This window comes from Longimicrobiaceae bacterium (assembly GCA_035696245.1).
Lineage (GTDB): Bacteria > Gemmatimonadota > Gemmatimonadetes > Longimicrobiales > Longimicrobiaceae > DASRQW01.
This window is the reverse complement of sequence record DASRQW010000012.1, coordinates 1-12,839: the sequence shown is the minus strand read 5'-3', so window position 1 is coordinate 12,839 and position 12,839 is coordinate 1. Positions and strand designations below refer to the sequence as shown.

General features: G+C 72.3%; 13 protein-coding genes. 4 read left to right on the top strand and 9 right to left on the bottom strand.

Annotated elements, in window-relative coordinates:
- Positions 1-230 (top strand): UDP-galactopyranose mutase (locus VFE05_00420; protein HET6228505.1); only part of this gene is annotated, 230 nt, incomplete at its 5' end.
- Positions 231-481: 251 nt separating this feature from the next.
- Here the strand turns inward: VFE05_00420 and VFE05_00415 are convergent.
- The 3 genes from VFE05_00415 to VFE05_00405 all read right to left on the bottom strand — a co-directional run bounded on the left by VFE05_00415 (position 482) and on the right by VFE05_00405 (position 4,323).
- Complete coding sequence (locus tag VFE05_00415) at positions 482-1,963, bottom strand: hypothetical protein (GenBank protein HET6228504.1); 1,482 nt, start codon at positions 1,961-1,963, stop codon at positions 482-484.
- Between the two features lie 464 nt (positions 1,964-2,427).
- The gene (locus tag VFE05_00410; GenBank protein HET6228503.1) at positions 2,428-3,186 is read right to left on the bottom strand and encodes a sugar phosphate nucleotidyltransferase; all 759 of its coding nucleotides are present in this window, start codon (positions 3,184-3,186) and stop codon (positions 2,428-2,430) included.
- Positions 3,187-3,189: 3 nt separating this feature from the next.
- Complete coding sequence (locus VFE05_00405; protein HET6228502.1) at positions 3,190-4,323, bottom strand: glycosyltransferase; 1,134 nt, start codon at positions 4,321-4,323, stop codon at positions 3,190-3,192.
- A 217-nt stretch (positions 4,324-4,540) separates the two neighbouring features.
- Here VFE05_00405 and VFE05_00400 point away from each other — a divergent pair, with 217 nt between their 5' ends.
- Positions 4,541-5,104, top strand: a complete 564-nt coding sequence (locus VFE05_00400) for a hypothetical protein (protein ID HET6228501.1) — start codon at positions 4,541-4,543, stop codon at positions 5,102-5,104.
- A 118-nt stretch (positions 5,105-5,222) separates the two neighbouring features.
- Here the strand turns inward: VFE05_00400 and VFE05_00395 are convergent, their stop codons facing one another.
- Both VFE05_00395 and VFE05_00390 read right to left on the bottom strand, forming a co-directional pair.
- Positions 5,223-5,780, bottom strand: a complete 558-nt coding sequence (locus VFE05_00395; GenBank protein HET6228500.1) for an NYN domain-containing protein — start codon at positions 5,778-5,780, stop codon at positions 5,223-5,225.
- 134 nt (positions 5,781-5,914) lie between these two features.
- Positions 5,915-7,207 (bottom strand): cytochrome D1 domain-containing protein, encoded by a 1,293-nt coding sequence (locus VFE05_00390; GenBank protein HET6228499.1) that lies wholly within the window; start codon positions 7,205-7,207, stop codon positions 5,915-5,917.
- 332 nt (positions 7,208-7,539) lie between these two features.
- Here VFE05_00390 and VFE05_00385 point away from each other — a divergent pair, with 332 nt between their 5' ends.
- Both VFE05_00385 and VFE05_00380 read left to right on the top strand, forming a co-directional pair.
- A complete protein-coding gene (locus VFE05_00385; protein HET6228498.1) occupies positions 7,540-9,255 on the top strand; it encodes a M28 family peptidase in 1,716 nt (571 codons plus the stop codon).
- 69 nt (positions 9,256-9,324) lie between these two features.
- Entirely contained in the window at positions 9,325-9,723 is a 399-nt protein-coding gene (locus VFE05_00380) for a hypothetical protein (protein ID HET6228497.1), read from the top strand.
- A gap of 90 nt (positions 9,724-9,813) precedes the next feature.
- On the opposite strand, the gene VFE05_00375 is transcribed toward VFE05_00380, so the two are convergent.
- The 4 genes from VFE05_00375 to VFE05_00360 form a co-directional block, all read right to left on the bottom strand.
- A complete protein-coding gene (locus tag VFE05_00375; protein HET6228496.1) occupies positions 9,814-10,164 on the bottom strand; it encodes an FKBP-type peptidyl-prolyl cis-trans isomerase in 351 nt (116 codons plus the stop codon).
- Between the two features lie 286 nt (positions 10,165-10,450).
- A complete protein-coding gene (locus VFE05_00370; GenBank protein ID HET6228495.1) occupies positions 10,451-11,317 on the bottom strand; it encodes a transporter in 867 nt (288 codons plus the stop codon).
- Positions 11,314-11,706 carry an RDD family protein gene (locus VFE05_00365; GenBank protein HET6228494.1) on the bottom strand — a complete coding sequence of 131 codons (393 nt, stop codon included), beginning with the start codon at positions 11,704-11,706 and terminating at the stop codon, positions 11,314-11,316. Before VFE05_00365 ends, VFE05_00370 begins: the two co-directional genes overlap by 4 nt.
- A 185-nt stretch (positions 11,707-11,891) precedes the next feature.
- Complete coding sequence (locus VFE05_00360; protein ID HET6228493.1) at positions 11,892-12,704, bottom strand: helix-turn-helix domain-containing protein; 813 nt, start codon at positions 12,702-12,704, stop codon at positions 11,892-11,894.
- Between the last annotated feature and the right edge of the window lie 135 nt (positions 12,705-12,839).

Here is a 12,839-nt window from a genome sequence, read left to right as displayed (position 1 = left end):
GGCCCGAGAACGCGGAGCTGTACGCGCGCTACAAGGCGCTCGCCGATGCCACCACGGGCGTGCACTTCGTCGGCCGGCTGGCGACGTACAAGTACTACAACATGGACCAGGTGGTCGCCCAGGCGCTCACCACCTACGCCCGCATCGTGGGCGCGAAGAAGGACAAGGAGAAGCCCCGCCGGCGCGAGGCCGCGGAGCTGTCGGCGGCGGGAGGGGCGGTCTCGGCGTAGCTGCGGCCCTCTCCCCCGCTCGTTCCTCGCTGCCCCCTCTCCCAAAACTGCCTGGGAGAGGGGGCGGTGTTTTGCGGACGAGGGAGTTGCCCCCTCCCGCTCGCTTAGGCTCGCACCCTCCCCCGCGAGCGGGAGAGGGTTGTTGGTTCGGCGCGCTTCGGAGAATTCGGTGCGGCGGATGGCTGGCCGTTAGTCCCCGCAGGGGGACTTTGCGCAGGTGTTGCCGCGGTTTCACCCGCCAGCACTCGCCATCACGCCCGCCGCACGGCCAGCGCGATGTCGGTGACGATGGGGGGAAGGGCGATCTCCAGCCCTTCGGCCGTGGCGCCGGCGTCGGTGGTGCCGCGGGGCTGGCCGGTTTCCGTGTCCCAGGCGGTGACGAGGTAGCGGGCGGGAGCGAGGCCGGGGATGCGGAGCGTGACGCCGGTGAGAGGCTTCGCGTCGCGTTTCAGGCGCTTGTCGCCGCGCCGGGCGACGGTGTCGGTGCGCAGGAGCCAGGCGACCCCCTGCGCGTCGTCCCCGCAGGCGAAGGGGGCGAGGGCGGAAGCGGAGACCTGCACTTCGTCGTTCAGGTTGCGGCGGCGGAAGCGCGTCCAGTCGATCAGCGGGAGGAAGCCCGCGAGGCCTCGCTGCGCCTCCCGCATCCCCCGCGTCAGCACGTGCGGGTGGCGGTTGGGCCAGCGCATTCCGCCGCCCGCTCCGCCGGACGCGAAGTGCGCCCACTGCATGTGGCGGAAGTACTCGTCGTCGAAGGGCTCCGGCAGGATCACGTGCCGGTCCTTGAACGCATGGATCGGCCCGTGCTCGCTGTCGAAGAACGGGCGCATGTCCGTGATCTCCGCCAGCGCCTCGCGCACCAGGCGCCCCGTGCTGACGGCGGCGCGCACCGTGTCGCGCGGGTCGTCTATCGTGCCCTGCTCGTAGAAGTGGCTGTTGGCGAAGTCCAGCGCCGGGTGGCGGAAGATGGGGTCGCGCAGCTGCGGCTTCCAGGCCAGCTCCGGCCCGAACACGGAGACCGTCTGCGGGTGCGCGCGGCCGTGCAGCCGCACCTCCAGCTCGCGCAGGAAACCGCCGAGGTCCGCGATGATGCCGTGAAACTCGCCGAAGCGGTTGTCGGCCTGCGCGGGGTGGAACTCGTTCCATAGGTCCCACGCGAACAGCGCCCCGCTGGCGCCCCAGCGCTCCGTCGCGAACGCCAGGCGCCGCTTCACCGCCTCGCGCGTGTCCGGGCACACGAGGAGCTGCGTGCGGTCCGCGCAGGGCCCGCCGTTGGCGCGGTTGTAGGGGTGCTTGTGCCAGCGCACCCAGGTGAAGAACGTGTCCAGCGGGGTCAGGAGGATGCGCATCCCCACGCGCTCGCACATGGCGAACAGGTCGTCCCACAGCCGCACCATGTTGGGCGGGTAGACGCCGACGGGCTTCTCGAACCAGCGGTGCTCGCGGTGCGCGTACTCCAGCATGAGCCGCAGGCACGTGACGCCGTTCGCCTTCAGCCAGCGCAGGTGCGCCTCCACGCCGGGCAGGTCGCGGCGGCGGAACAGGCCGTTCAGCTCCGGCCACGCAATCGCGTCGTTCTGCCCGATGGGCGTCCACGGCTCCCCATCGTCCGTCACGAAGTACGGCGCGCCCTCGGCCACGCGCACCCACGGCATCCCCGCGCCGGGCTCGATCGGCTCGGCCAGCTCCTCCCGCATCTGCTTCGCCCGCCGTTCCCGCATCAAGGTAGATGGCACGCTTTCCGTCCCCTGCTCTGTCGATTTCGGTAGATGCAAAACCGGGAATCCACCGCCCCCTCGCGGCGCAGATCCCCGGATTGGTCGACGCTTTCCATCAACCCAGCCTGTAGATTCCCGGCGATGTATCCTACACGAGGCGGCATCATTGCGGTGCCCCGAACACCGCGCACCGGCATCGCCCCGAGCGGCTGAAGCCGCGGGCTACAACGGCGCGAAGCCCGCCTGCGCGGGCTGCTGCCGCACCTTCTTCGCGCGATCCAATCTCGGCGCATTCGGCCTTGGCACCCCCGCGCCGATCCTGCTCGACCCGCCCCTCCGCAGCGCGCAACGCGAGTCCGCCAGAGGCGCAGCGGCGAGGAGGCCGTTCGTAGAGCGCGGAACCCCCCGCATGCTCCACCGCCGTGCCTTCCCCCGCTTGCGGGGGAGGGCAGGCGAGTTTTACGAGCCGGGTGAGGGCCTCCCTACCGCAGCACCAGCTCCTCGTCCTCCTCCAGCACCGGCCGCCTGCTCAGCTCCTGGATGGCCTCGCGGTAGCCGTGCAGCGTGCCCACGTCCACGTACGCTTCTCCCGCGCGCACGCCGCGCGCCTCGCCGCCGCGCGCGAGCCAGGCGTTCACCAGCGTGCCGATGTACTCGTCCTGCCGCCCGCGCTCCTGCCACAGGTCGTGCAGGTCGGCCAGCACCGAGCCGGGCAGCTTGAAGGCGCCCCAGATCCAGTGGCTCTCCGCGCCCGGCTGCTTCACCTGGATCTCGCGCACGCGCCCCTCGTCGTCCGTGACGACGGCGTCGAAGAACTCCGGCCGCTCCACCGGGAAGAGCAGGAACGAGAGCACGCCGTCGTCCAGCCGCGCCAGGCCGTCTTCGGGGAACCAGACGGTGTCCGGCAGCCCCACAAGCACCTGCTCGTCGGGGTGGATGAGCGGCAGGGCGCGGAAGATGGAGTCGCACAGGCCCGCGGGCTTGGGCTGCACCGCGTAGCACACGTGCACCCCGCCTATGCCGCCGCCGTAGTACTGGATGATGTCGCTCTTCCCCGGCGAGATCACGAAGCAGACCTTGTCGGCACCGCCGCGGATCATCCGCTCCACCAGGTACTCGCTCACCGCGCGCGGCCGCTCCACGCCGTGGTCCAGCCGGCTGCCCACGGGCAGCAGCTCCTTGCTGAACGCCAGCGGCTGGATGCGGCTGCCGGCCCCCGCCGCCGGGACGATTCCCCACATCGCTCAGACCTCCATCGCCAGGGTGTCCCCGCGCCGCTCCGCATCTTCCGTATCCACCTCGTCCACATCTCCGCGCGCGGCATGCTCCAGCGCGTCCTCCAGCTCGGCGGCGCGGCGGGCGGCGGTGTGCTCGTCCAGCGTCCGCTCGCGCGCCGCGCGGGAGATGCGCGCCAGCTCGCCGGCATCCATCGCGAGCGCATCCACCGTGTCGCCCGTGGTGCGGCCGACTAGGATCTCGCCGCCCGGCGTGAAGAAGGCGTCCAGACCCTCCCACCAGTCGCTCAGGATGGGGACGCCGCACGCCGCCGCCTCGAACAGGCGGCCGGACGGGCAGTAGCCCATCTCCGCCATCGCCTTGCGCGTCACGTTCAGCGTGAGCGACGACGAGCAGTAGAAGGCGGGATGCTGGTCCGGCGAGAGGTGGCGGAGGAAGAAGATGTTGGGCGCCCACGGGAAGTCCGCCGGATACAGCGCCCCGCCGATGAGGAAGCGCCGCTCCGGCAGCACCCGCGCCGCGTCGATCAGCAGCTCCTGCAGCGCCGCCTGGCGGTCCGCCGCGTACGTGCCCAGATAGGAGAGGTCCGCGCGGAACTGCTCCACCGGAGCAGCCGGGCGATGGACGTCGGGGTCGACGCTGCCGTACAGCGGCGCCACGCGCCGCGCGCCCAGCCGCGTCCGCAGCTCCGTCAGCGCAGCCCCGCCCGTGTAGCTGAGCACGAGGTCGAACCCGGCCAGCCCGTCCGGCCCGATGTATTCCACCGGCCGGCCACTGCGCAGCGCATCGAGCGTGACCGGCGTGTCCAGGTCGTAGAACGCCCGCACCGGCACGGCGGACGAGAGGACCAGCTCCGTCGCGGCGACACCGTCGGCGCAGTACGAGGTGACGATTGCGGCATCGGCATCGGCCAGGTGGCGGCGGGCAGCGGGCAGCACGCCTTCCCAACCGGGATAGAGCACCAGCTCGCCACCCGGCAGCTCCCACAGGTCGCGATGGGCGGCGTAGTACGGCACGTCGCGCTCGAAGAAGACCACGTCGTGCCCGCGGGCGGCAAGCGCGCGGCACAGCCCGCGCCACAGCGTGGCGTGCCCGTTGCCCCACGAGGAGCTGACCGACAGCCCGAAGATCACCAGTTTCATCCCGCCGTCCGCCTCCGCCCCGGGGGTTCTCATCACCGCACCGCAAGGCGCGCCCAGCCTGGGAATCGCCGGGCCACGCGGGTAGCAAAGCCGCTGCACGACCTGCGCCGTGCTACCGGGGCGCCCGTCCGCTACGGCGGCAGCCGGAAGACGCCGGAACGGAGCTTGCCGCGCTTCTTTGTGCATCTCCACCGCCCACCCCACCGGAGCCTTCCGCATGAGACCCATCGCCCTGGCCGCGCTGCTCCTCGCCGCCGCCTGCGCGCAGCCCCGCCCCGCCGAGCGCGCCGGCACGACGTCGGCCGACGCAGCAACGCCGCCGCCCTCGACCGCGGGCGCCCCGGATGCGGCCGGAGGGGCGCGCGGCCCCGACGCACCCGGCCCGGCGAGCGGCCCCGCCACGTCCAGCGCCGCCGCGTCCGACACCACGCCGCGCGCGGACGCCTCGCCAGACGCGGCCGCGCGGCGGCTGGAGGCGGAGGCACGGGCCCTCGCGCACACGGACGGCTGCGAGGGCGCCGATCAGTGCCGCGCCGCGCCGGCTGGCCTGCGCGCGTGCGGCGGGCCGCGCACGTACGTCGTGTACTGCGCCGCGCGCACGGACACGGTCGCGCTCTTCCGCGTGCTCGGCCGCCTGCGCGCCGCCGACGAGGCGTACAACCGCGCCAACGGCGTCATGTCCACCTGCGAGTTCCGCACGCCGCCGCAGACCCGCATCGTAGGCGGGAGATGCGAAGCCGTCTCCATGTCGTCCGGGAATCGCGCGGAAGTCCCGCAGTAACCTCGGCGCACGACGAAAAGCAGGGCACGCGCAGTCTGTGCGCGTGCCCCGCTTCGCATCTACCGATCTTCATCTATCGAACCACCTCCGCCGGTCGTCCGGTCGAGGTGGATGCGGCTCAGAGCAGCAGGAAGTGGTTGAGCAGGTCCGGGGTGATGACGGTGCGTTCGTCGGCCTCTTCCCACAGGTCGCGGTGGGGCTGCTGCGGGCCGGCGCCGTGATACAGGTGGATCAGCACGCCCTCGTTCTTGGCGGCGCGCACGGCGGGCAGGAAGTCGCTGTCGCCCGTGATCAGGATCGCACGGGAGATGCGCTGCTTCACCGCCAGCAGCACCAGGTCCACGCCCAGGTAGATGTCCACCCGCTTCTGCTCGAAGATGGGCTTCATCGTGTCCTTGTCGACCCCGCGGAACTCCAGCTTGCCCTCGCGCACCTCGAAGCGGTTCAGGCGGTTGAGCGCGCTGAAGAAGCGCTGCTTGCCCGTGTGCCGCTCGATCTCCTCGGGCGTGGGAACCGGGCTCTGGTACGGAAGGCAGTGATAGTAGTAGGTCCGCAGCAGGTCGTTCGGCTTGGACAGCTCGGACGCCAGCTTGCCGAAGTCGATCCGCGGCGAGCCGCAGTCGCGCGAAACCCGGTCGAAATAACCGCCATCAACGAAAATAGCCGCCGCGCTCATAGTGCGAATCCTCGGGAGATAGACAGAAAACCCGCCGGCGGGAACGGCGGGCATACGTTGCGTGTCGGGCCGGGCGGCGGCGCGGCGGTGAAGCCGGCCCATGCCCGGGGAGCGCCCGTGCCCCAGCGGATGAGTTAGGACGAGCGGGCGAAGTTGTCAAGAAACTCGCCACCCGACGCCAGATACGCGCCAATCCGGTCAGCCGCCGCCACCGAGGCGACAGGCACCGCAAGTCTTAACCGTGCGGACCAGCCGTGTTCCGCTTCTCCTGAGATTCTGCTTCGGCCAGAACTGCAAGGCCCGCGGCTGCATCGAGATGGGGATTCGCTCGGGCACGCCGTCCGGCCCGCGCGCTCAGGGATGACCAGCGGAGAGAAGGCGATGCCGTCCGGCCCGGAGCCTGTCGAGTAGCTGGCTACCGCCTCGCCGGTGGCCAGCGACGCGACGGTCACGGCGGAGAGCGTCCCGTGCGTGGCGAATACGTACGCCCCGTCGCGCGAGACGGCGATGCCCAGCGGCGACCCGCGCCTGCCGCGCACGCCGGTCACGATCGCACGCTCCAGCCGGCGTGCCGCCGCGTCGAACACGCGCAGCTCGCCGGAAGCGGGGTTGGCCACCACTGCGCGCCGCCCGTCCGGCGTGAACGCGACGCGGAACGGCGTCCGCGCGGACGGCAGCGTGGCGACCGCCGTCATCGTACGCGTGTCGATCACCGTCACCGTGTTGTCGTCGCGGTTGCCCACCCACAGCTCGCGCCCGTCCGGCGACAGCGCGACGCCCTCCGCGCCCTCGCCGGCCGTGCCCGTGCCCGCGACCACGCGCCGCTCCAGGTCGATTGCCGTGGCGGTGCCGTCGCCGCCGTTCACGGTGTACACGCGGCGCCCGTCCGCCTGCACGGCCAGCATGTGCGAGCCGTCGTGGCCGGTGGGGATGGCGGCCGCCACGCGCCCCGAGTCCACGTCCACCAGCACGACCGCGCGGTCCATCTCCGCCGTCACCACCGCGCGGCGCCCGTCCGGCAGCCACGCGACCCCGTGCGGCAGGCGGTTGGCGCCCAGGTCGATGGTCGCAACCACACGCTTCGCCGCAAGGTCGATCACGCTGAGCGTGTGGCCGGGCGTGGAGCGCAAGCCGTAGTTCGCCACCAGCGCCCGCCGCCCGTCTGGCGACACGGCCACCTCGTGCGGGTGGGCGCCCGTCGCCAGCTTCGCGCGCGCCTCGCCCGTGGCGGCGTCGATCAGCCACGCCGTGCTCTCGTCCTTGTTCAGCACCACCAGCGTGCCCGACGGCCCGCCCTGCGCCGCATCTACCGAAGCCGGGGTGGACGGCTCGTCCGCCGCGGGAGAACGGGTGGCGCGCGACGCGGCCGCGATCCCGAGGACGGCGGCGGCGAGCAGGGAAAGGACGGGAGATGCGAAGCCGTTCATGGTGGTGCTCCACGCACGAGCGGGGACGGCGAGCCGGGACGGAGATGCGCGCGCTTGGAGTCCATAATCTAGGCACTGATCCCGACGATGGGCAACGATCATCGCAGCCGTGCTGCGTACGATACAACGCACCAGCACGTGCGGTATCGATGGATGTGCATCGGCCGCATCGGTCTGCACGTCCGGCTCCGCCGCAGGGTCGATACCTGGGCTCGTCGTTCACCGGTCCACCCCGTCGGCCGACGGGGCGAGGACATCGTTTTGCGGGCGGGCGGCGGGAGCGTATCTTCCGCTGTCTCCCGCCGTGCACCCTTCCGCTCCGGAGCCGTTCCGTGGCCCTGAACCGAGTCTTCCCGCCCGCACTCGCGGGCCTGGCGGCCGTGCTCGCCGCCGCGTCCGCAAGCGCGCAGGCGCCGCGCGAGCTGCCGCTGAAGCACGCGCCGCGCCCCACCGTGGCCGCCATCACCCCCGGCGACCTGATGACGCGCCTCTACATCATCGCCGACGACAGCATGATGGGGCGCCGCGCGGGCTCCGTGGGCAACTTCAAGGTGACGCAGTACATCGCCGCCCAGGCGCGGGCCATGGGTCTGGAGCCCGCGGGCGAGAACGGCACGTTCTTCCAGACTGTGCCCATCCTCAACCGGCGGCTCGACCCCGCCGGCGCGCTCCGGGTCGACGGCGCCCCACTGGCGCTGGGGACCGAGTACGTGCCCATCCCCGCGCTATCCGGATACTTCCCCTTCGGCCGGGCGATGCAGGGCGCGGCCGTGCCCGTCGTCTTCGGCGGCAGGCTGGGCGGCGAGACGATCACGCCGGAGCAGGCTGCGGGCAAGCTCGTGGTCGTCCTTCCCCCACTCGGCGCGAACGGCCAGCCGAACCCGCGCTTCTGGGGCAACGGCGGGCTGGACCGCTGGCCGCGCGCCGCCGGCGTCGCCATCGCCGCGCTGGAGGTCGCGCCCGGCGGGCTGATGGACTACATCAACCAGCCGCAGACCGCGCTCGTGGAGCCGGAAGACTCGTCCGCCGCGGCGCCGCTGGGGATGCTGGTGTCGAACACGGCGGCGGAGCGGCTGCTGGGCGCCCCGCTCGCCGGCCTCCGCCCGGGTGCCGCGGGGAAGACCGTGGCTGCCTCCGTCCGCTTCGGCGACTTCCCCACCGAGGCGCCTGCGCGCAACGTGGTCGCCGTCCTCCGCGGGCGCGACCCGGCGGTGCGCGGGGAGTACGTGGCCATCGGCGCGCACAACGACCACCTGGGCCTGGCGGACGAGGCGGTGGACCACGACTCGCTGCGCGCGTACGACTGGGTGATGCGCCCGGACGGCGGCAACGCGGACGACTCCGCGCCTACGCCGGCCCAGGCGGCGCGCATCGCCGTGCTGCAGGACTCGCTGCACCGCGCCCACGCCCCACGCCGCGACTCCATCTACAACGGCGCGGACGACGACGGCTCGGGCACCGTGACGGTGATGGAGATCGCGCAGGCGCTCGCGTCGGCGCCTCGCAAGCCGCGGCGCTCCATCCTCTTCGTCTGGCACACGGGCGAGGAGCTGGGGCTGTACGGCTCGCAGCACTTCACCGACCATCCCACGGTGCCGCGCGACTCGATCGTGGCGCAGCTCAACATGGACATGGTGGGCCGCGGCCGCGCGGAGGACATCTCCGGCGGCGGGCCGCGCTCGCTGGAGATCATCGGGTCGCGGCGGCTCTCCACCGAGCTGGGCGACATCATCGACACGCTGAACGTGCACCGCGCGCAGCCCATGGCGCTGGACTACCAGTTCGACGCGCCGGGGCACCCGTACAACCGCTACTGCCGCAGCGACCACTACATGTACGCGCGCTACGGCATCCCCATCACCTTCTTCTCGCTCGGCTACCACCGCGACTACCACGAGGTGACCGACGAGCCGCAGTACATCGACTACGACCACATGGCGCTGGTGGGGAGCTTCGTGCGCGACGTGGCGCTGGCCGTCGCCGACCGCGACCACCGCATCGTCCGCGACCATCCGCTGCCGGACCTGCACGGCACCTGCAAGCAGTAGCCGGGCGGGGCGAGCCGTCTCTCCCGAACGGCTCGCCCGCCGCGCATCCATCCGCCCTCACGCCATCCAATGCCATCCGATCCTCGCGCCGTGGGCGTGTTCTTCCTCTCCGTCCTCGTCGTCTACGTGATGTTCGGCGTCCCCTTCTCCGCCGCCGCCGTGGTCGTGCACCAGCGGTGGGGGCGCCCCGGGCTGCTGGTGCTCCTCGCCGCCGCGCTGGTCTTCCTGGGCTCCCTCGGCGCGGCGATGGCGGGCGCACATCCCACCACGGCGCAGCGCCTGCAGATGGCGGCCGTCACGGTCTGGGCGCTCGGCGTGCCCATGGGCGGCCCCGTGCGCGAGCTGGGCTGGGCCGCACGCCCGCGGAAAGGCGGGCCGCTGCGCCGCGGCGTGGTCGCCTTCTTCACCATCGCCCTCGTCGTGCTGGTGCTCTCCATCGCGGGCGGCGTGTGGATGAGGATGCGCTGACACGCTTGCCGGAATCACGTCCGCCGAGCAACAAGGGCCGGAGATCGCGCGATCTCCGGCCCTTGGTACATCTCCGCCCTGCAGTGCGGCTCAGCCGATGCCGAGCAGCTCCACGTCGAAGTGCAGCACCGAGTTGGCGGGGATGGGCCCCATCGCGCGAGAGCCGTAGCCCAGCTCGGCGGGGATCACCAGCTTCCGCTTGCCGCCCACCTGCATGCCCGCCACGCCCTCGTCCCACCCGCGGATCACGCGGCCGGCGCCCAGCGGGAACTCGAACGGCTGCCCGCGGTCGCGGCTGCTGTCGAACTTCTTGCCGTTCTCCAGCGTGCCCGTGTAGTGCACCTGCACGTTGTCGCCCGCCTTGGCCGCGGGGCCGCTGCCTGCCGCCTCGTCGCGGTACTGGAGGCCCGAGGCCGTCTTCGTCATCTGCTCGTCGCTCACGTCGCTCTCCCGTGCCTGTGTTCGCCGCGCCCCGCTCGGACCGCGTGCGCCGAACCTACCTCCCCGCCCCGCCCGCGGCAAACATCGCGCCCCGCATCCTGTCTCGCGCCGGGCCAACGACGGGTTGTTCGGTAGATGCGCAGCAGCCCGATATCGCCCGAGAAGCAGTCGATTCGGTCGAAGATGCGCATCCTCCGCCCTCTTCCGAACCGTGCGATGCCGACCCGCCACGCATCTCCTGAAATCCGTCCCGGAGATGCGGCGTCGCGCGGCCTCGTTCGACGCGTCAGGGCGCAGCGCGCAGCCTCCCGCTGGCCGATGCGGTGCGGGCGAGCGGAGGCGCGGCCCCGCGAACCGGCAGCCGGCCGACGTTGTAGACGAGGCCCGCGTAGACGGCGTTCGGCCCCTCGCCGTCCAGCCTGCGCATCACGCCCGCGTCGATGACGAGCCACGGCCGCGGCTTGAACGTGGGCCCGACGATCAGCCCTTCCGCCGGGCCGGAGCCCGCAGGCCCCGACGTGCCGGGGTAGCCGAACACCTCCGCCACCATCCCGAGCGGCCCCACCAGCTGCGACCCGAACGATGCCGCCCACACGGTGGACGACTTCGGGGCTACGGTCCCGTCTCCGCCGCGCCGCGTGTATCCCGCGTTCAGGTCCATCGCGACACGGCCGAGCTGGTGGCTGGAGATGAGCAGCAGGTTCGCGTCCGTCGTCCCCGTGCCCGTCCCCCGCGAAGCCGAGCCCGCGGGCAGCTTCACCGACGGCAGCACCGCGAAGTCGCCCAGCACCGGAGCGCCGTCCAGCAGCCGCCACTTCACTCCCACCGCCACGTCGCCCACACCCGACTCCGCCGCCGCGCCGCCGCCGGACAGGCGCAGCCACGTGCCGGACAGGTTCAGCTGCACGCGCTTCGCGAGGCCGATCTTCAGGTTCGTGGGCGTCTCGAGCTGCCGTCCGCCGCCCGCGAACCGGTCCGCCTCCACGCCCGTCTCCAGCTCCACCCAGCCGGTCGCCACCGTTCCCGCGTGCGTCGCCACGGTAGGCCGCTCCGGCTGCACCTCGTGCGGGTCGGCCTCCTGCGCCGCGAGCGCCGCCGGGATGGCGAGCAGGCCGCACAGCCCCGCAGCCGGCAGCCGCATCTTCGCCCTCACGAGCGCACGTCCACCGCCACGGAGCCCGCGGCCATGTCGTGCAGCGCGCGTCGCCTGCGGGTGAACGAGATGGCGAAGAACGAGAAGAAGCCCAGCACGCCCTTCACCACGTACCGCACGAGGGCCGCCGCCACTCCGATGCGCTCCGCCGGCTTCGCGTCACGCCGCACGCGGAAGCCCATCAGCCACTGCCCCGCCGTGCACCCGCGGCTGGTGAGCAGCGGCTCGTACCCGAACACCACGACCAGCAGGAGCGCCACGCGCAGCACGCCGAGCGCGCCGTCGCCCTGCACCGCATAGACGACGGCGAGCACCAGCGCGAGCACCACCAGCCCGTCTACGGCCGATGCCAGGTAGCGCCGGAAGATCGAAGGGAAGACCACGTCCATTGGCACCGGGGGAGTTCGGGAGCGGCTACGGGAGATGCGGGGCAGATGCGCGTCCTCGGGACGGATCGGGGAACACGGATGGATCGTCCTGGAACGGCGGAGGGAAGATGCGCGGCATCTGCCGAAAACGCGAGAGGCGGAGATCGCAGGGATCTCCGCCTCTCGCGGTGCGACCGTGCAGCCGGTTAGAACGACGACGGCTTGCGGTACTTCGCCAGTACCTCCAGGAACGACTTGGACGACCGGGCGAACGCGCCGCGGCGGCGCAGCTCGGTGGGGCTGCTGCCCACGAACTTCTGCGTCACGCGGCGCAGGCCGCTGTCCGACGAGTAGCCGCAGGCGTGCGCCACGCTAAGCACCGTGCGGCCCGGGTCGTCCAGCAGCTCGGCGGCCAGCAGGATGCGCATCCACGCCAGCAGCTTGCGCGGCGGCGGCAGCTCCGCGCGCTCGCACCAGCGCAGCAGCGTGCGGCGCGACAGGTGGAGCGTGCGGGCCAGGTCGCGGCCGTGGCCGCCCACCGCCACCACCTCGGCGGCCGAGTCCACGATGGCGCGGGCGCGGCCGGGGGTGTCCGGCGGCAGCACCTGCTCCAGCAGCGCCTTGAGCGGGCGCCCCTGCGACGAGCGGAAGCGCTGCACCAGCGCCGGCGGCGTGTCGTCGTGCGTGATGGAGATCACCTGCACCACGCCCCACTTGCCCAGCGTGCGGAGGTCGTCGAAGCGCTCCGGCGTGACCTCCATGGCGGCGAAGACGGCCGTGGAGGGGAACTCCACCAGCAGGGACCGCAGCGAGGGCGAGGGGCCCACGCGGCCGTTGCTCTCCTCGTACGGGTTCACCACCACCAGGGCGGACGGCGGAGACTCGCGCACCGCCTCTTCCAGCGACGGCCAGTCGGGCACCGACTGGAAGGTGTACTCGCGGCCGGCCACCTTGCGAACCCGCTCGCGGAAATGCTCGTCGCCATGCAGGACGAGAAGGGGGCGTGCTCCGATTTTCATGGTCTGCTGCGCCGAAGAATGTGGATCGTGAGGTGCCCGCGGGCACCTGGCCGTCTCGCGGCCCGGACCGCCTGCGGCGCGGGAGCGGGAAGCCCGCCGCCCGGCCGCGCGTCCGGAGAAGAAGGAGAAAGGAGA

Coding starts and splice junctions, on each gene's coding strand:
- VFE05_00380 (HET6228497.1), top strand. CDS start 9,325: ATGCCATCCGATCCTCGCGCCGTGGGCGTGTTCTTCCTCTCCGTCCTC.
- VFE05_00365 (HET6228494.1), bottom strand. CDS start 11,706: ATGGACGTGGTCTTCCCTTCGATCTTCCGGCGCTACCTGGCATCGGCC.
- VFE05_00390 (HET6228499.1), bottom strand. CDS start 7,207: ATGAACGGCTTCGCATCTCCCGTCCTTTCCCTGCTCGCCGCCGCCGTC.
- VFE05_00360 (HET6228493.1), bottom strand. CDS start 12,704: ATGAAAATCGGAGCACGCCCCCTTCTCGTCCTGCATGGCGACGAGCAT.
- VFE05_00400 (HET6228501.1), top strand. CDS start 4,541: ATGAGACCCATCGCCCTGGCCGCGCTGCTCCTCGCCGCCGCCTGCGCG.
- VFE05_00410 (HET6228503.1), bottom strand. CDS start 3,186: ATGTGGGGAATCGTCCCGGCGGCGGGGGCCGGCAGCCGCATCCAGCCG.
- VFE05_00395 (HET6228500.1), bottom strand. CDS start 5,780: ATGAGCGCGGCGGCTATTTTCGTTGATGGCGGTTATTTCGACCGGGTT.
- VFE05_00405 (HET6228502.1), bottom strand. CDS start 4,323: ATGAAACTGGTGATCTTCGGGCTGTCGGTCAGCTCCTCGTGGGGCAAC.